We start from the raw sequence: 16,542 nt of genomic DNA, 5'->3' as shown, positions 1-16,542 counted from the left end.
TAGGTTTATTACGAGTAGGAGATGTTGTATATGAAAAAACTAAAACTTCGGGAAATGATAAGCTGTGCCCTTTTCATTGCCTTGATTACTATCGGCACTTTTGTGTGGATTCCTGTGGGAACGGATGTCTACACGCTGCAGTTTCTGTTTACACTGTTGGCCGGACTTATCTTGGGGGCCCGTTTAGGCGCTGTGGCTGTGACCGCTTATATCGTACTGGGGCTCATGGGAGTTCCGGTATTCGCTTCTGGGGGAGGCCCGGCCTATGTGCTGCAGCCGACGTTTGGGTATTTGCTGGGCTTTGCTTTGCAGGCTTGGTTTTGCGGGAAAGTTTCGCGGAAAATCAGCAGGATCTCTTTTCGCGCACTGCTGGCCGTGAACTTTGGCGGAATGGTCATTGTCTATTTGCTGGGAATCAGCTGGTTTTATTTGTTTTCCAATTACGTTATCGATGCTCCCATTGCCTTGTGGGCCGCAATTTTTTACTGCGGGATACTGCAGGCCGGACCAGACTTTCTCCTCTGTATGGCTTCGGCTGGTCTGGCCCTCCGCTGCTATCGTGCTGGTCTTTGGCTGATGGATGGGCAGGATGATCGCGATTCCAGAGCAGCTGTAAGGGAGGTTTGAGCATGGGAAAGGCATTATTTATTACGGGGACAGGAACGGATATCGGCAAGACCTATGTAACAGGACTGATTGTCAAGAAACTTCGGGATGCAGGGCTAAATGGCGGTTATTACAAGGCGGCGTTGTCGGGGGCGGTTTTGGATGAAAAGGGAGTGCTCCAGCCAGGGGATGCGCTTCATGTCAATGCGGTGGCTGGTATTGGGGAATCCATCCCCCAGCTTGTTTCGTATATTTATCAAGAGGCTGTTTCTCCGCATTTAGCTGCTAAGCTCAATGACGAACCCATTGACTTTGGGCGTGTGGAAAGGGATTATCACCGCGCAAAGGATAAATACGAATATTTGACAATGGAAGGGAGCGGCGGGATTATCTGTCCTCTTCGATGGGATGAGAAGCAACATGTGATTCTGGACGATTTAGTAAAGCATTTGAACCTTGGCGTGTTGATTGTAGCCGATGCAGGACTAGGAACCATCAACAGTGCGGTGCTCACGATTGAACACCTGCGGGCAAGGGAGATTCCGGTGCGGGGAATCATCTTCAACAACTATATTCCCCATGACATCATGCAGGATGACAATGCCAAGATGATTGAAGCAATGACGGGGGTCAAGGTGTTGGCCTATGTGAAAAAAGGCGATAAAGAACTCGACATGAAGGTCGAAGTGCTGAAAGGACTTTACGAATAAGAGGGATAATATGCAGAAGACTTTGGAGAAACGAGATTTGGATTTGATTTGGCATCCCTGTTCGCAGATGAAAGATTATGAGACTTTGCCCCCGATGATTATCGATCATGGGGAAGGCGTCTGGCTGTATGATATTTACGGCAAGAAATATCTGGATATTGTCAGTTCCTGGTGGGCAAATCTTTTGGGCCATTGCAACAAAACAATCAATGCGGGGATAAAAGAACAGCTCGATAAGCTGGAACACGTTATCTTTGCCAATTTCAGCCATAGACCTGCCATTGAACTTGCCGAGCAGTTAAAGGAAATAACACCGCCCAAAATCAAAAAATTCCATTTCAATGACAATGGTTCGGCGGCGGTGGAATGTGCGCTGAAAATGGCTTTTCAATTCTATCAGCAGGGAGGTAAGCCCGAAAAAAAACGCTTCATGTGCCTGACCGAAGGCTATCATGGCGAAACCATCGGGGCGCTTTCCGTAGGGAGCCTGGACCTCTATGCAAAGCTTTACCAGCCGATGATGATGGATAACATCCATATTGAAGCCCCGGACTGCTATCGGTGCCCTTATGGAAAACAGCGGGATTGTTGCCAGTGTGAGTGCTTCGAAAAGGCGGAAAAGGCCTTCGCAAAGCATGGACATGAGACGGCGGCCATGATCGCGGAACCATTGCTGCAAGGAAGTGCTGGCATGCGGATTTATCCGCCCCTTTACTTGAAAAAACTGCGTGGGCTTTGCGATAAATACGATGTGAAGCTGATTCTTGACGAGATTGCAACAGGTTTTGGCCGTACGGGGACAATGTTTGCCTGTGAACAGGCTGGCATCAGTCCGGATATCCTGTGTATTTCCAAGGGGCTGACGGGCGGGTATTTGCCCATGTCGGTGACTTGTGTCAGCGAAGAGATCTATGATGCATTTTATGCGGATTACAGCGAAGGGCGGGCGTTTATGCATAGCCATACCTATGCGGGCAATCCCCTGGGGTGTGCGGCAGCATTAGCGGTTCAGAAGATATTCCGGGAGCAGCCTATCCTGAAGACCGCAGGGGAAAATGCGAAGTGGCTCACGGCAGAAATGGAAAATGCCTTTGGCCGGCATAAAAATGTTGGGGAGATTCGCCATATCGGCTTGATTCATGCCCTTGAACTAGTCAAGAATCCGGAAACAAAAGAACCGTTTGCGGAAGCAAAACGTACGGGCTATGCCATTTACAAACGGGCGTTGCAGTATGGACTGATTCTTCGTCCGTTAGGTGATGTGCTTTATTTCAATCCACCGCTTACCATAACGCGTGCGGAACTTACACTGGCAATTGAAATGGCACAGCAGGCAATCACCGACGTATTGGGAGAATGAAAGCAAACGGGGAATCGTAAGTGCAAGCATTGAGGTTTGATGGGGAATCTGCTAAGATTAGTTCAGAATGTTTTGTTTGGGAAGCGAGGGAGGTCTTCGGATGAATTATTTGGGAATTGATGATGATGCTTTTATCCGCAATAATGTACCGATGACAAAACAGGAAATCCGCATTTTGAGCTTGGTCAAGGCACGGATCAAGCCGGATGCAGTTATCTATGATATTGGTGCAGGTACCGGCTCCCTTTCGGTAGAGGCTGCGCGCCTGGCACCACAGGGGACTGTTTATGCGTTGGAACGCAATGCCGAGGGGGTAGGACTTATTCGTGCCAATGCGGCAAATTTTGCTGTTCCGAATGTGAAGGTTATCGAAACGGAGGCGCCGGCTGGTATCGAGCGGCTTCCCGATGTGGATACCGTCCTGATCGGCGGCAGCGGCAGCAAGCTGGAGGGGATTCTGGACGCGGTTACGCCCAAACTCAAGCCGGATGGACGTATTGTGCTTAACTGTATTACGGTACAGACGCTTATGCAATGCATTGACTATATGCGCAGCCATTCGGACAGCTATGTTTATGAGGCAATCCAGGTACAGGTCACGCGCCTGCAGCAGCTGGGGCCTTATGATATGGCGAAAGCTGCTAATCCCATTTATATCGTTACCTGCTGGAAAAAGTAATCGGAAAGCATTTGACAATAAACATTGTCAATGCTACGATAAGAGATGTGAGTTTTATCAGGAAATAGAATAGGATGAATCAGGTGTCGAGAGACTTAATAGGGAAGCCGGAGAGCAAGATGCCGGCGCGGTCCCGCCACTGTAACAGCGAGTGAATCTGCATAAGTTATGTCACTGGGAGATGGGTACATCTTTTGGGAAGGCGCAGAGAAACGATGACCTGGAGCCAGGAGAACTGCCTGATTCCAATCACCGTAGATCTACGAAGGATGGGGAGGGGATTGATGTCTGTCAACTGTTAGCAGGGGACGGGCTGTTTTTGTGCGGAGTAAAAGACCCTTTCAGTATTACGAGAGGGTCTTTTTGTGTGCGTGAAAAAAGGAGGAATGAGTTTGTCCGGGCTGATGATTAGGAAAATATGGAAAGCTGCCGCTTTATGCATTCTGGTGGTGGCAATCTGCACGGGCTGCAAGGGGATGGAATTGGGAGCAAGTGCCGGGGGACCTGCGTATACGGTTACCGATAAACAGGGAACGGTGGTGGAAATGCCAGCTAAACCTCATCGCATTTTGACCCTTTCGATGAGCACGGATGAAATCGTGTTGGGCTTGGTGAAACCTGACCATATGGTGGCGGTAAACCAGATGCTGGATGACCCGATTAGTTCCAATGTCGTGAGCCTGGCTCAGCAGGTGGAGACGAAAGTTAAAAATCCTTCCGTGGAAGAAATCGCGGCTTTGCAGCCGGATCTGGTCATCGTGCCGGATTGGGGAGATGTGACCAGGGTACAGTCCCTGCGCGATTTAGGGCTTAAAGTGGTGGTATGCAAAGGGGCTAAAAATCTTGCAGAAGTCCAGGAAACAGTACGGCTGATTGCCCAGGCGGTCGGGGAGCCGGACCGCGGAGAAACGCTTATCGGTAAGATGGATAGCAAGTTGGCTGAGATAAAGGCGAAGGTCGATAAGATACCGGAAGCAGAACGAAAATCCGTGGTCTTGATATCGCTGATGAAATCCTATGGCGGGATTGGCTGTTCCTTTGACGATGCCTGTCAATACGCTGGGGTAAAAAATGGCATGGCCAAACTGGACATCCATAACGGACAGGCGATGACCAAGGAACAGTTGGTGGCCATCAATCCGGATTATCTGTTTTTGCCAACCTATACGAATCATGGCAAATACGACATCGATAAATTCCGGGCGGAGTATTTGGAAGACCCTGCGCTGAAATCGTTAAAGGCGATACGCAACAATGGACTGCGTGACCCCTATGAGGGTTATATATATAATTGTTCCCAGGATTTTGTCTTTGGGGTTCAGGAAATTGCCTATCAGGTATATGGCGATGCCTTCAAACAGGACAAAACGGAGCATTTGACAGCAGTAGCTGAGTAATAGAGAGAAACAGGGAGGATACTATTATGACGACGAAAAAATTACAAGAATCCATCGCATTGACCTTGGCGCTTAGTACGTTATGCTTCGGTACCGCTTTGGCGGCTGAGCAGGATAAATACACGGAAGATTTGGGTGAGGTCGTAGTTACAGCGGAGCGGATTCCGGCTGCGGCCAAGAATGTTCCGGCTGATGTAACCGTTATAACGGCGGAAGATATCAAGGACAACCATTATCGCTCGACTGCCGAAGCGCTGAGCCATATCAATGGAGTCGTTATGACGAATGGCGGTGATGGCTATGATGAAACCGTCCGCATTCAGGGCGAGGAGCGAGTAGTCGTTCTAGTAGATGGCGAGCGCATAAACGATGACCAGGGCTCCACGAGCCGGGCCAGTGCAACCCTTTCCCGTGTGCCGCAGATTGACAATGTGGAACGCATTGAAATCGTAAAGGGCGGCAGTTCGGCTCTTTATGGCAGCGATGCTATCGGCGGTGTGGTAAATATCATCACCAAGACACCGACGAAAAATAAAACAACTCTCGATATGAACACGGGTTCTTGGCATACCCATAACTATGTCTTGTCAAATGAAGGCCGCGAGGGGAAAACCAGCTGGCAGCTGGTAGGCGGTCTTAACAAGCGCAGTTATTTCTCGTACAAGGGAACGGATGGGGATAGTCATCGTATGCCAAGCAGTGATTACAGCAACAATAACCTGTCGGTGAAAGTAAAACAGGAACTGACGCCGGCCCAGTCCTTGACGCTGCGCTTCAATCATCAGTTGATTAACGGAAATCAGTATTATTATCAAGATTATCCAGTTCCTACTGGTTTTGTGGCATCGGGCAAGCAGCAGAATAATTTCAACGATGGCTCACTGACGTGGAAGTTCAAGGAAGATACGAAATTGCCAGGATTCCTGCGCTATTTCGACCACAATAAATCCGCTTACTTTAGAGGCAAATTCAATACCCGTCTGCAGGGAATCGACTATCAGAATGGCTGGAAGCTCGATGCAAATAACAAGCTGGTGGCTGGTCTTGAATATCATCACAGCAACTCGTTGAATAAGGAAGGTGGCTATGAAGACAAAAAAATCATCAACAAGGCCGCTTATGTGCAGGATACGATGCGCTTGAATCCCAAATGGTTCTTCGTCCCAGGCGTGCGGGTAGATAATCATACGAGCTTTGGCACCCATTGGACACCGAAGGCCGGCCTTACCTATCGGGCGGATAAAGCCACCAAGATGTTTGCTTCCTGGGGACGTGTTTATAAGGCCCCAACTGCGGAGGATATGTTCTATGTCCAATACGGTGACGGGTGGTCTTATAAGGGGAATCCGAACCTCAAGGCCGAGACGGGGCATACGGAGAGCTTGGGAATTTCCCATGACTTCGATGCCAAGTCGACGCTGTCGGCCAGCTATTTCCACAGTGTCTTAAACGATGCGATTGCTTGGCCTGGTATGGATGGGAACTATACGGCGACGAATGTTGATCACGAAAAACGCCAGGGAATTGAACTTTCGTGGCAGCAGAAACTGACGCCGGCCTGGAGCTATGACATCGGTTATACATATACCGATACGAATACGTCGGCAAAAGGGAAATATTTGTATTTGCGTCATAACAGCATGCCAAACGCTTACCGTCTCGGCCTTCACTATCAGCAGGGGGCTTGGAAGGCAAATCTCATGAGCCGCGTGGGAACGGGGCTTGATAAGGCAAGTTACGGCAATCGCCACTTTGCCGTATGGGATTTCAATACGAGCTATGAAGCCAGCAAACAGCTGACGGTTTACTTGAAAGCACTGAATTTCACCAATCAGGCTTATTCGGTTTACAGCAGTTACGGCTATCCGGCCGCAGGTCGCTTCTTCCAGCTGGGCATGACCTATCAGTTCTAAGGAAGGGCTTTATGGTTTTATCAATCCGCGATTTGTGTGCGGGCTATTCGGGAAAGACGATTTTGCAGAATGTTTCCTTTTCGGTAGGAAAGGGAGAATTGGTGAGCCTGGTCGGGCCTAATGGGGCCGGCAAGAGCACCTTGTTGAAGACAATCCGCGGCTTGCTGCCAGCACTTCAGGGAAAAATTTTCCTTCAGGGAACGGATATCACCAAGTTATCCGAGCGGGAATTTGCGCGGCGGGCTGGCTATTTGCAGCAGCAAATGCAGGTGCCCTTTGCGTATACCGTGCGGCAAATTGTGCAGACGGGACGGTATCCCTATCTTCACTGGTGGCAGCAAGCCGGAAAGCAGGATGAAGAAATCGTTCGGGCGTGCCTTTCTTATACAGGGGCTTTGGATTTTTTGGACTGCCCCGTACAGGAGTTGTCCGGTGGCCAGCAGCAGCGGGTCTATTTGGCGAAGATATTGGCCCAGCAGACTCCAATCTTGTTGTTGGATGAACCGGCAACAGGCCTCGATCTCATCTATCAGGAGGAGATATTTCGTTTTTGCCGGGAGCTCTGTGCTGCTGGCAGGACGATTGTGATGGTTGTTCACGAACTGTCACTGGCTGCGCGCTTTAGCTCTAGGCTTTTACTGCTTTCGCAAGGGAAAGTCCTCGCCGATGGGAAGCCGGAGCAGGTACTTACGCCGGAACTTTTGACCAAAGCCTATGGAGCTCCGATTGCGGTGAAGGAAAATCCGCTTACCGGTCACATGGATATCTATACGACGGGGAGCAGGCGGCAGGACGAGCGTCAGGCAAGACTTTTGCAAGCGGTGCTCGGCAGGGAGGTGACAGAGTGAGACGGTATGGCATTATCGTGTTAGTTCTGGGAGTCTGCCTAGCTGTGGCAGGTATCCTTTCGCTTAGTTGGGGGCAGATGAAGATTCCCTTCCTTCATGTGGTGGCAGGACTCGCACAGGGAATGGAGCTTCCGTTTTTGACGCAGGTACCTGTGCCGGCGGATGAGATGGCAGTAATCTGGCATATCCGGTTGCCGCGAACTATCGTTGGTCTCTTGACGGGAGCGGGGCTAGGGATTTCTGGTGCAGTGCTTCAGGGGATTTTTGCCAATCAGTTGGCAGATCCTGGAATCATTGGCGTGTCAAGCGGTGCCTCGGTGGGTGCTGTGCTGGCAATTGCCACAGGAGCGGCTGGAGTTACGATGTTTGCCCTGCCAGTGGGAGCACTCGTCGGCGCGCTGGCAGCGGTTGGCCTTACGGTGGCGATGGCCTGGCGGCATGGGAGGATTCCTGTGATGACATTGCTCTTGTCTGGTGTAGTGGTTGGGATGTTTTTGGCGGCTTTTTCGGCAGCGGTGTTAACGCTTCTTGACGTGAACAAGCTGCAGGAATACCTCTTCTGGACTATCGGTGGACTGGATTACCGGCGTTGGGAACATGTGCTGTTGGGACTGGGCCCGATACTTGTTAGTTCGACGGTTCTGCTGATCTTGGCACGGCAGCTCAACGTACTGGTGCTGGGGGACAATGAAGCAAAAGCTGTGGGGATGGCGGTGAAACGCTATCGGCTGCTGCTGCTGGTGCTGGCCTCCATGGCTACGGCGACAAGTGTCTGCATAAGTGGCAATATCGGTTTTGTCGGCTTGGTGGTGCCGCATATGATGCGGCTCATCGTCGGCCCGGACCATCGGCAGCTTTTGCCAGCCAGCCTGCTCGCAGGCGCTGCTTTCCTCGTCCTTTGCGATGCAGTAGGGCGCGTTATATTGCCTGGCTATGAGATTCGTGTCGGAATTATGACCGCGTTTATCGGAACCCCGTATTTTTTATATTTGTTGCGAAAATATCAGCAGAAATTGGATTAGGAGGAGTTTATGGAAAGTATTATGGCTGGCGTGGCGTTATTTCAAAAGGGCGGCTTCATTATGTATGTGCTGCTTCTTTGCTCGCTTTTTGTGGTGGCTGTCGGCATCGAACGCTGGCAGTATTTTCATCGTGAGGATTCGGGACGGCAGTTTGCCAGCCGGTTTATGGACCTGGCTGGCAAGGCGGATTACGCCGGGGCCTTGGCGTTGGCTGCCAGCCATTCTGGTGCATTGAGCCGGCTGCTTCACGAAGCGGCTGCCCGTTATGCCAATGGGCATGACGATGTTGCCGCTTATCTGGAAATTCAATCCGGAGCGGCATTGGCGCGGTTTCGCCAGCGTCTCTATTATCTGAGCGTGGTGGTTACGATGGCACCTCTTTTGGGGCTGCTGGGAACCATCAGCGGCATGATTTCGGCCTTTAGCGTGTTCAACGGGGATTCGTCCCAAGCTGCCGCGATTACGGGCGGTGTGGGCGAAGCATTGATTGCAACGGCCTTTGGGCTTTGTGTGGCGATTCTTGCCCTTATGATCCATGCGTATTTTTCCCAGCGGCTGGAAAATATCGTAACGGATATGGAGTCCTGCTTCTCACTCTTAGAGACAAAGCCTGCGGCGTTTGCCCCAAAAGTCCGCAAAGAAGAGGAAGGTGCTCAGCATGCGCTTGCGTGAACGTCATCAGATCAAGCAGCCTTCTCTTATCATCATCCCGATGATCGATATCATGTTTTTCCTGTTGGTGTTTTTCATGATGAGCACCCTGTATATGGTCAATATGAAAACCGTGGATGTGGATATGCCGGCGGCACAGCATGCGGAAAAAAAACTGCATGTGACTTATGTGGTGACGATTCGCAAAGATGGTTCCCTCTGGTTGGAAGACCAGCCCATCGGTGAAGCAGAGCTTTTGACGAAGGCACAGCAGTCCTACCAGAATGATCCGCAGTTCGCGGTCGTCGTTCGAGCAGATCAAGGTCTTGATTATGGAATGGTGATTGGTTTGCTCGATGAATTTAAGGCGCTGGGGATTACGCATATTGGACTCGCTGCTGATGGGGGAAAATAATATGAGTGAGGAGAATCAGCAAGCAAAATGGCGGGCCTGGGCAATCTCGCTCCTGCTTCATGGTATCGTTTTCCTGTTGGTAGCGGCTACAGGGTTCTTTTTGGCGGTAAGACCTGCGGAGAAAACGGTGCCGGAAAATACGGTTTGGCTGGATTCGCCCGCTGGGGCTGCGGGAGGTGGCGGAAAGGCTCCCGCTGCTTCTGCCCCAGCGGCGATGGAAGTCGCGATGCCACCAGCGGCTGATTTGCCGGCAATTACGGAAGATTACACGCGTCATCCAGAGAAAAAGAAAGATTATCGCAAACAGCATCAGGTAACCAAAGCGGGAACAAAACGTGAATCATCAGATTCAGGAAGTGCAGCAGGGGAAAATTCTGGGTCAGCAGGTACTGGCGGTGGCAATTCGTCTGGTGCTGGCACGGGAAATGGCAATGGTGCTGGCAATGGTGCCGATGGCAACGGTGCGGGAAGCGGTACGGGGAAAAGCCAAGAGGAAAGGGAACCAGCTAGGTGTATAGCCAAAGCTTCGCCGGAGTATCCTTCCAGCCTGCGGTCGCAAAATGCCGAAGGTGTGGTGGCTTTGCTTATCTATGTACAGGATGGTTCTGTCACCAATGTGGCGGTGACGAGTTCTTCGGGATATGGGGCAATGGATCAGGCCGCTATTGCTGCTGGCTATCGCTGCCAGTTCCGCGGCAGCGGGGTCTATCCCATCCGCTATCGATTCCAAATGATCGATGGAGATGACTGGTAAAGAGAAGTTACTCGTTGTCTTTTCGAATAAATTTAAATGGGAATGCAAGTTTAGGAGGATTATATGAACAAGAAGATGAGGCAGAAGTTGCTGGCAAGTGTCGCAACCGGGGTAACATTCGCGATGTATTGGTCGGTACCGGCTGATGTATTCGCTGCTGAGCAAGAGGTGACCGAGGATCTTGGTGAAGTAGTCGTAACGGCTACCCGCTCCCAGAAAAAAGATGTGGATGTTCCAGCGGCAACGGAAATCATCACCGCCGAAGAAATTAAAGACAGCGGCGCGCAGACGGCCGGGGAGGCGCTGTCGAAAGTCGATGGCATCGCCTATGGCGCTTTCGGCCCTAATGGTGCCGCCATGGGCACGATGGATAACTCCGTCAATATCCGTGGCATCGATAACGGCACGCTGGTTCTGGTTAATGGCAATCCGATTTCCTGGCGCGGCAAATATGACTTGTCGGCAATCCCTGCTGACAGTATTGAGCGCATCGAGGTTGTAAAAGGCTCTGGGTCAGTGTTGTACGGCAGTGAAGCCATGGCTGGTGTGGTAAACATCATCACGAAGAAGGGGGCTGCCAATACGGTTACGGCTGGCATCGGCAGCTCGGGCCAGCATCATTATGCGGCAAATGTAGGCGATGACCGTTTGGCAGTCAGCTACAATTTCAATGAGTGGCGCCATGGCGTGGATGTTTCTAAGAGCGCGACGAAATTCGGCAGTACGCGTACGACCCTTACCGATGTGCAAAAACAGAGTGCCGGGATTAGCTATCAGCTTGATGACCATCTGTCGCTCCTCTATAATTATCTGGAGACGGAGAGCAAATTCAGCCGTTACGCTGATGCTGTCAAGGCAGGTTCTACGATTGCCCAGGGGGATCTCTTCAACAACCGTAAGTATACGACCCAGCGTCATATCACTCAGCTCAACTACAAAGACAAAAAGGTTAAGGCTGGCGTGTATTTCAATACGGGTACGGTGGAGTCAAAAGGTGTGACGAACTTCCAAAATACTGCGAAAGGCGATAAGGAAACCGAGGCACCTCGCTATAATACCCGCGAGAAAAATATAACCTATGGTGCCGATGTGCAGCGCCGCTGGATTTTATCGCCGAAAACCAAATGGATTCTCGGCAGTTCGGTTCAGCGTGAGCAGTACGATAAGCTGCTCACGTATACGACTAAGCCAGCGGCTCAGTATGCCCGCAACAATTTTGGCGTGTTCTCACAGCTTGAACAGGCTTTTGATGCCAGAAACACGGGGATTTTTGGCGTGCGGGAGACTTGGACCAACGGTGCCTGGATGGACAAGAATTATCATAACTTCAGTGCCTCGGGCCAGTGGCTCCACAAGATGGATAAAGCCAATAATCTGTATGTGAATGTTTCTCAGTCCTTTATCATGCCGACGTTTGCGCAGATGTATGGCTCATCCGAAAAGGCCATTCCTAACTATAATTTGAAGCCGCAGAAGGGAATCAATTATGAGCTCGGCTGGAAGCAGAACCACGGCGCCCATAAATGGAAGGCGGCCTTGTTCCACATGGACATCAAGGACAATATCAGCGCTTCTTGGAAGGATAAAAAGAATGAGTATGAATATACCAATGAGGATTTCCGGAATACTGGTGTCGAACTCAGCTGGGATATCAAGGACGCAAAGCCTCTTTCCTATCATTGGGGTGTGACGGTTCAGAATCCGGAAAGCAAGAGCAGCCCAAAAGGCTATTGGGACCGCAAATACGGGCGTGTGCAGCTGACGACTGGAATTACCTACAAAAAAGATAAATGGGCATCGAACCTCAAGGCTTCTTATCTGTGCAAACGCGTACAGACTCCGTCGTCTGAGCATTCGTTCGATGCAAAACCGTATCTGCTCACCACTTGGAATACGACTTATGAGCCGGATAAGGCAAATGAACTCAGTCTGATGATCCGCAATGTCCTGGACCGTCATGATGTCATTTCCCATTCGTCTTCGACTTATTATGGTGCGCCAATCAGTTATATGTTCCATTATACGTATAAATTCTAATTCAGATTTTGGAAAGCCCGGCAGGAAGATTTTCTGCTGGGCTTTCGTGCTTGTGCTATGGACTTATTGGACGGTCATTTGTATAATATATAGATGCGATGTATGGAAGAATAAAAACATTTGCAAAATAGATGGGAGGAACATCTCATGGTACATATAGTTGGTGCAGGACCTGGTGATCCTGAGCTCATTACCGTTAAAGGACAGCGGTATCTTTCTGAGGCCGATGTGGTCATTTATGCCGGTTCGCTGGTTAATCCAGCGCTGCTGGATTTCTGCCAAGAAGGAGCAGAAATTCATAACTCGGCGTCGATGACGCTGGATGAGGTCGTCTGTGTGATTGAAAAAGCTGAGCGGGAAGGTAAGACGACGGTTCGCCTGCATACTGGCGATCCATCCGTCTATGGAGCAATCCAGGAACAGATGGATGCCTTTGACAAGAAAAAAATCGCTTACGATATCGTTCCAGGCGTGAGCAGTTGTTTTGCGGCGGCAGCGGCACTCAAGCAGGAATATACTTTGCCGGGGATTTCCCAGACCGTCATCATCACGCGCAACGAGGGACGCACCCCGGTGCCGGAGGCAGAAAAACTTCGGAGTTTGGCGGCACATCAGTCGACAATGTGCATATACCTTTCGATTACAATGCTCGATAAGGTGGTAACGGAGTTATTGGCGGGCGGCTATACGCCGGATACGCCTATCGCCATCGTGCAACGGGCGTCGTGGCCGGAGCAGAAAATTGTCCGGGGAACTTTAGCAACTATTGTGGAGGAAATAAAAGACAAAAATATTGATCGTACCGCTATGATTGTAGTCAGCCGCTGCCTCGGTGCCGATTATGAGCTTTCGCGGCTCTATGCGCCGGAGTTTTCCCATATGTTCCGAGAGGCCAGCAAATGAGAACAGCTTGTTTTGCCTTAACGAAAAAGGCCTACGAATTAGCCAAAACGTTTCAGTTAAGTCTCGACAGCACGATGACCATTTATGTGTCGGAGAAGGTCCTGACGAAGGAACAGGAATCACTGGAGGGGACGCGCAGCTTTGTGAAACTCTCGCAGGTGGTGGCCGAAGCCTTCCCCATTTATGATGGTCTGGTGTTCATTATGGCTACGGGAATCGTCGTGCGGACTATTGCTCCCTTGCTGGAAAGTAAGTTGAAGGACCCAGCGGTGGTGGTGTTTGATGAGCGCGGGCAGCATGGTATCAGCTTGTTGTCGGGGCATATTGGCGGCGCCAATGTGTTGACGCAGCTGCTCTGCCAGGCCGTGGGAGCGGCGCCGGTCATCACTACGGCAACGGATGTCAATAAGTGTCTGGCTCCGGATGCGTTGGCAGCGCGGCTGAGCTTGCGCCCATGGCCCAAGGTACGAATCGGAACGCTCAATTCGGCGGTGTTGGAGGGCCAAAAAGTTATTTGGCGTATTGATAAAACGCTGCCTCATAGCGTGTTCTACAAACGAATGCTGGAACAGTCCGGGCAGCCCGCTGAACTTTGCATTACCAGTCAGTTGATGAATATTCAGCCCGAAGATCAGCAGCTATATGCGGTTATTGTTTCGGAAGCCAATCTTCCGGAGCTTTCGGAGTTGCCAGCTAATGTACTTTGTTTGTCGCCGCGCCGCTTGATTGCTGGCGTGGGCTGCCGCCGGGGAACACCGGCAGCAGTGGTCATGTCGGCGATTGACACGGCCTGCCGCATGATTGGTCGGGATCGGTCCTTTGTGGATGTCATTGCCAGTACGGCGGTAAAACGCCATGAGGCGGGAATCCTTTTTACCGCGGACAGCTTGGCGCGGCCCGTAAGATTTTATGAAAATGCGGAAATGGAACAGAACATTGCGAAATATCAGCTGGAGGAGTCGTCCTTTGTCAAAGAGACCATTGGTATTGGGAATGTCTGCGAGGCAGCAGCTTATTGCTGTGTGGGGGAACGTGGCGGACGGATGGCTCTTCGCAAAACCAAATTTGAGAAAGTGACGGTAGCTTTATTATGGGAAAAATAACAGTAATCGGTATCGGTCCGGGAAGTCTTGAGGATATGACCCCGCGGGCTAGAAAAGCGATTGAAGCGGCGGAAGTAGTCGCAGGCTATAATACCTATATTAATCTGGTGGAATCGCTGCTGGCGGGCAAGAAGGTTATCGGCACGGCGATGATGCAGGAAATTGACCGCTGCCGCATGGCTGTGGAGGAAGCCGTGGCAGGCCGGGATACCGTGGTAGTATCCAGTGGCGATGCCGGTGTCTATGGAATGGCCGGCCTCGTGTTGGAATTGATCCTTCAGCGTGAGGAAGCGCAGCGCCCAGAGTTCGGTGGCGTCATTGCCGGCGTTTCGGCGGTCAATGCGGCAGCTTCGGTTCTTGGCGCACCGTTGATGCATGATTTTGCGGTTATCAGTCTATCCAATCTGCTTACCCCTTGGGAGCTCATCCGTAAGCGTGTCGAGATGGCGGCTCAGGGCGATTTTGTTACCGCACTATACAATCCCAAGAGCAAGAAACGCGTGAAAAATATTGAAGAGGTCCGGGAAATCATGCTGAAGGTCCGTGACCCCAAAACGCCAGTGGGGATTGTTACGGCTGCCAGCCGCGATAAGGAGACAAAGGTAATATCGACGCTCGAAGACTTTACCCAAGAGGACATCAATATGTTTTCGCTGGTGGTCATCGGTAATAGCCAGACCTATGTCAAAGATGGCTGGATGATTACCCCGCGCGGTTATCAGAATAAGGAGAACGGTTTATGATTTTTGTCGCTGCCGGTACGCAGGATGGCCGCGAATTGGCAAAATATCTGTTGGATAACGGTTATGATGTGGCGGCGTCGGTGGTGAGCCACTATGGAGAGCAGCTGCTGGCCGACTGTCGTGGCCGCAACTTCATCATTAACGATAAGCCGCTGGATCAGCAGCAATTGGAGGAATATCTGCGGGTTCATGACATCCGTCTGTTTGTGGATGCGAGCCATCCCTATGCGGTGAATATGTCCCAAAATGGCTTGACGGCCTGCAAGAATTTGCAGCTTCCTTATATCCGTTATGAGAGGGATTTAACTTCAAGCAACTATGATCGATTATCCATTGTGCATGACTATGAATCGGCGGCAAAATTAGCTGCCAAGTTGGGGAAAAATATTTTTCTGACTACAGGCAGCCGCAATTTGGAAAAATTTACGACGTCGGAGTATCTGCGTGACTGTCATATAATTGCCAGGGTGCTGCCTACCGCGGAAGTCATGTGTTTGTGCGAAGGGCTGGGACTTACGCCGGGGCAGATTATTGGCATGCAGGGACCGTTTTCCAAAGAGCTCAATAAGGAATTATATCGGCGGTATAACGCCGATGTCGTCGTCACCAAAAACAGCGGTACGATTGGTGGTACCGATACGAAGTTTGCGGCGGCGGCCGAGCTGGATTTGCCAGTTATTGTCATCGATCGGCCGGTGATGAATTATGGAAATGTTGGCAGGACTTATGAGGAAATCCTGAAGTTTGTAGAGGAGCGATACGGACATGGAGTTTATCAAACAACCGATGGAAATTGAAACGCGCAGTATGGAAATCATCGCCCCTTATCTTTCCCAGTTGAAGCTTGATGAGAAGGCCGTGAAAGTCTACAGCCGTATCATTCATGCCGCTGGGGATGTGGAATACGCACCGATTATTCGCATTGGTGAGGGCGCTATCGAGAAAGCGATTGAGGCACTTCGAGGCGGTTCGGATATCTACACCGATGTCGAGATGGTTCGCACGGGGATCAACAAGCGCAAACTGGCTTCCTTTGGCGGCGAGGTGCATTGCTTGATTGCAGATGCTGAAGTGGCAAAGCAAGCCAAAGCTGAGGGAATAACGCGTTCGATGGCTGCGATGCGTCGATTCGGCAAAAAACTCGACGGCAGCATAGTAGCCATTGGCAATGCTCCTACGGCCCTGTTTGAAGTGCTTCGTCTCGTTCGTGAAGAGGGGGTCCGTCCTGCCTGCATCGTCGGGATTCCCGTAGGCTTTGTTGGTGCTGCCGATTCGAAAAAGGAGTTGGCAGAAAATGGCATCGTGCCCTATATCACTGTGGCGGGGACAAAGGGCGGCAGCCCCATTGCCGCTGCTGCGATCAATGCCATGATGTATTTGATTAACAATGATCGAGGCTGA

Annotated in this window: 17 protein-coding genes and 1 riboswitch; all 17 genes read left to right on the top strand. The window is 50.9% G+C overall.

What is annotated here, in order from left to right; translation table 11 throughout:
- Positions 1-30 precede the first annotated feature (30 nt).
- The 17 genes from T504_RS0107775 to T504_RS0107695 all read left to right on the top strand — a co-directional run bounded on the left by T504_RS0107775 (position 31) and on the right by T504_RS0107695 (position 16,542).
- A complete protein-coding gene (locus T504_RS0107775) occupies positions 31-627 on the top strand; it encodes a biotin transporter BioY (RefSeq protein ID WP_033170507.1) in 597 nt (198 codons plus the stop codon).
- Between the two features lie 2 nt (positions 628-629).
- Positions 630-1,316 (top strand): dethiobiotin synthase, encoded by a 687-nt coding sequence (gene bioD, locus T504_RS0107770; protein WP_033170506.1) that lies wholly within the window; start codon positions 630-632, stop codon positions 1,314-1,316.
- A 10-nt stretch (positions 1,317-1,326) separates the two neighbouring features.
- The gene (bioA, locus tag T504_RS0107765) at positions 1,327-2,676 is read left to right on the top strand and encodes an adenosylmethionine--8-amino-7-oxononanoate transaminase (protein WP_033170505.1); all 1,350 of its coding nucleotides are present in this window, start codon (positions 1,327-1,329) and stop codon (positions 2,674-2,676) included.
- A gap of 100 nt (positions 2,677-2,776) precedes the next feature.
- A complete protein-coding gene (cbiT, locus tag T504_RS0107760; RefSeq protein ID WP_033170504.1) occupies positions 2,777-3,355 on the top strand; it encodes a precorrin-6Y C5,15-methyltransferase (decarboxylating) subunit CbiT in 579 nt (192 codons plus the stop codon).
- 64 nt (positions 3,356-3,419) lie between these two features.
- Positions 3,420-3,613: riboswitch (cobalamin riboswitch) on the top strand.
- 146 nt (positions 3,614-3,759) lie between these two features.
- Positions 3,760-4,752, top strand: a complete 993-nt coding sequence (locus T504_RS0107755; protein WP_051635270.1) for an ABC transporter substrate-binding protein — start codon at positions 3,760-3,762, stop codon at positions 4,750-4,752.
- A 26-nt stretch (positions 4,753-4,778) separates the two neighbouring features.
- Positions 4,779-6,665 carry a TonB-dependent receptor plug domain-containing protein gene (locus T504_RS0107750; protein WP_033170503.1) on the top strand — a complete coding sequence of 629 codons (1,887 nt, stop codon included), beginning with the start codon at positions 4,779-4,781 and terminating at the stop codon, positions 6,663-6,665.
- Positions 6,666-6,676: 11 nt separating this feature from the next.
- Complete coding sequence (locus tag T504_RS0107745; protein ID WP_033170502.1) at positions 6,677-7,513, top strand: ABC transporter ATP-binding protein; 837 nt, start codon at positions 6,677-6,679, stop codon at positions 7,511-7,513.
- Positions 7,510-8,535, top strand: a complete 1,026-nt coding sequence (locus T504_RS0107740) for a FecCD family ABC transporter permease (protein WP_033170501.1) — start codon at positions 7,510-7,512, stop codon at positions 8,533-8,535. The genes T504_RS0107745 and T504_RS0107740 overlap by 4 nt, the downstream gene beginning before the upstream one ends.
- A 9-nt stretch (positions 8,536-8,544) precedes the next feature.
- Positions 8,545-9,207 (top strand): MotA/TolQ/ExbB proton channel family protein, encoded by a 663-nt coding sequence (locus tag T504_RS0107735; protein WP_033170500.1) that lies wholly within the window; start codon positions 8,545-8,547, stop codon positions 9,205-9,207.
- Entirely contained in the window at positions 9,194-9,601 is a 408-nt protein-coding gene (locus tag T504_RS0107730; RefSeq protein WP_033170499.1) for an ExbD/TolR family protein, read from the top strand. The genes T504_RS0107735 and T504_RS0107730 overlap by 14 nt, the downstream gene beginning before the upstream one ends.
- 1 nt (position 9,602) lies before the next feature.
- Positions 9,603-10,355 carry a TonB family protein gene (locus T504_RS0107725; protein WP_051635264.1) on the top strand — a complete coding sequence of 251 codons (753 nt, stop codon included), beginning with the start codon at positions 9,603-9,605 and terminating at the stop codon, positions 10,353-10,355.
- A 63-nt stretch (positions 10,356-10,418) separates the two neighbouring features.
- A complete protein-coding gene (locus T504_RS0107720) occupies positions 10,419-12,392 on the top strand; it encodes a TonB-dependent receptor plug domain-containing protein (protein WP_033170498.1) in 1,974 nt (657 codons plus the stop codon).
- 147 nt (positions 12,393-12,539) lie between these two features.
- A complete protein-coding gene (gene cobM, locus T504_RS0107715) occupies positions 12,540-13,295 on the top strand; it encodes a precorrin-4 C(11)-methyltransferase (protein ID WP_033170497.1) in 756 nt (251 codons plus the stop codon).
- Complete coding sequence (locus tag T504_RS0107710) at positions 13,292-14,398, top strand: cobalt-precorrin 5A hydrolase (RefSeq protein ID WP_033170496.1); 1,107 nt, start codon at positions 13,292-13,294, stop codon at positions 14,396-14,398. The genes cobM and T504_RS0107710 overlap by 4 nt, the downstream gene beginning before the upstream one ends.
- The gene (cobJ, locus tag T504_RS0107705) at positions 14,386-15,141 is read left to right on the top strand and encodes a precorrin-3B C(17)-methyltransferase (RefSeq protein WP_033170495.1); all 756 of its coding nucleotides are present in this window, start codon (positions 14,386-14,388) and stop codon (positions 15,139-15,141) included. Before T504_RS0107710 ends, cobJ begins: the two co-directional genes overlap by 13 nt.
- Positions 15,138-15,938: a precorrin-6A reductase gene (gene cobK / locus T504_RS0107700; protein WP_051635263.1), complete on the top strand. Its 801-nt coding sequence runs from the start codon at positions 15,138-15,140 to the stop codon at positions 15,936-15,938. The genes cobJ and cobK overlap by 4 nt, the downstream gene beginning before the upstream one ends.
- The gene (locus T504_RS0107695; protein WP_033170494.1) at positions 15,907-16,542 is read left to right on the top strand and encodes a precorrin-8X methylmutase; all 636 of its coding nucleotides are present in this window, start codon (positions 15,907-15,909) and stop codon (positions 16,540-16,542) included. The genes cobK and T504_RS0107695 overlap by 32 nt, the downstream gene beginning before the upstream one ends.

Origin of the sequence: Selenomonas sp. ND2010, assembly GCF_000702005.1 — a bacterium.
Classification (GTDB): Bacteria; Bacillota; Negativicutes; order Selenomonadales; family Selenomonadaceae; genus Selenomonas_A.
The sequence above is the reverse complement of the archived record's forward strand: the minus strand, read 5'-3'. Positions and strand labels throughout refer to the sequence as shown.

Excerpts from the sequence above, each read along its gene's own strand:
- T504_RS0107775 (WP_033170507.1), top strand. The coding sequence starts at position 31 with ATGAAAAAACTAAAACTTCGGGAAATGATAAGCTGTGCCCTTTTCATT.
- bioD (WP_033170506.1), top strand. The coding sequence starts at position 630 with ATGGGAAAGGCATTATTTATTACGGGGACAGGAACGGATATCGGCAAG.
- bioA (WP_033170505.1), top strand. The coding sequence starts at position 1,327 with ATGCAGAAGACTTTGGAGAAACGAGATTTGGATTTGATTTGGCATCCC.
- cbiT (WP_033170504.1), top strand. The coding sequence starts at position 2,777 with ATGAATTATTTGGGAATTGATGATGATGCTTTTATCCGCAATAATGTA.
- T504_RS0107755 (WP_051635270.1), top strand. The coding sequence starts at position 3,760 with ATGATTAGGAAAATATGGAAAGCTGCCGCTTTATGCATTCTGGTGGTG.
- T504_RS0107750 (WP_033170503.1), top strand. The coding sequence starts at position 4,779 with ATGACGACGAAAAAATTACAAGAATCCATCGCATTGACCTTGGCGCTT.
- T504_RS0107745 (WP_033170502.1), top strand. The coding sequence starts at position 6,677 with ATGGTTTTATCAATCCGCGATTTGTGTGCGGGCTATTCGGGAAAGACG.
- T504_RS0107735 (WP_033170500.1), top strand. The coding sequence starts at position 8,545 with ATGGAAAGTATTATGGCTGGCGTGGCGTTATTTCAAAAGGGCGGCTTC.
- T504_RS0107730 (WP_033170499.1), top strand. The coding sequence starts at position 9,194 with ATGCGCTTGCGTGAACGTCATCAGATCAAGCAGCCTTCTCTTATCATC.
- T504_RS0107725 (WP_051635264.1), top strand. The coding sequence starts at position 9,603 with ATGAGTGAGGAGAATCAGCAAGCAAAATGGCGGGCCTGGGCAATCTCG.
- T504_RS0107720 (WP_033170498.1), top strand. The coding sequence starts at position 10,419 with ATGAACAAGAAGATGAGGCAGAAGTTGCTGGCAAGTGTCGCAACCGGG.
- cobM (WP_033170497.1), top strand. The coding sequence starts at position 12,540 with ATGGTACATATAGTTGGTGCAGGACCTGGTGATCCTGAGCTCATTACC.
- T504_RS0107710 (WP_033170496.1), top strand. The coding sequence starts at position 13,292 with ATGAGAACAGCTTGTTTTGCCTTAACGAAAAAGGCCTACGAATTAGCC.
- cobJ (WP_033170495.1), top strand. The coding sequence starts at position 14,386 with ATGGGAAAAATAACAGTAATCGGTATCGGTCCGGGAAGTCTTGAGGAT.
- cobK (WP_051635263.1), top strand. The coding sequence starts at position 15,138 with ATGATTTTTGTCGCTGCCGGTACGCAGGATGGCCGCGAATTGGCAAAA.
- T504_RS0107695 (WP_033170494.1), top strand. The coding sequence starts at position 15,907 with ATGGAGTTTATCAAACAACCGATGGAAATTGAAACGCGCAGTATGGAA.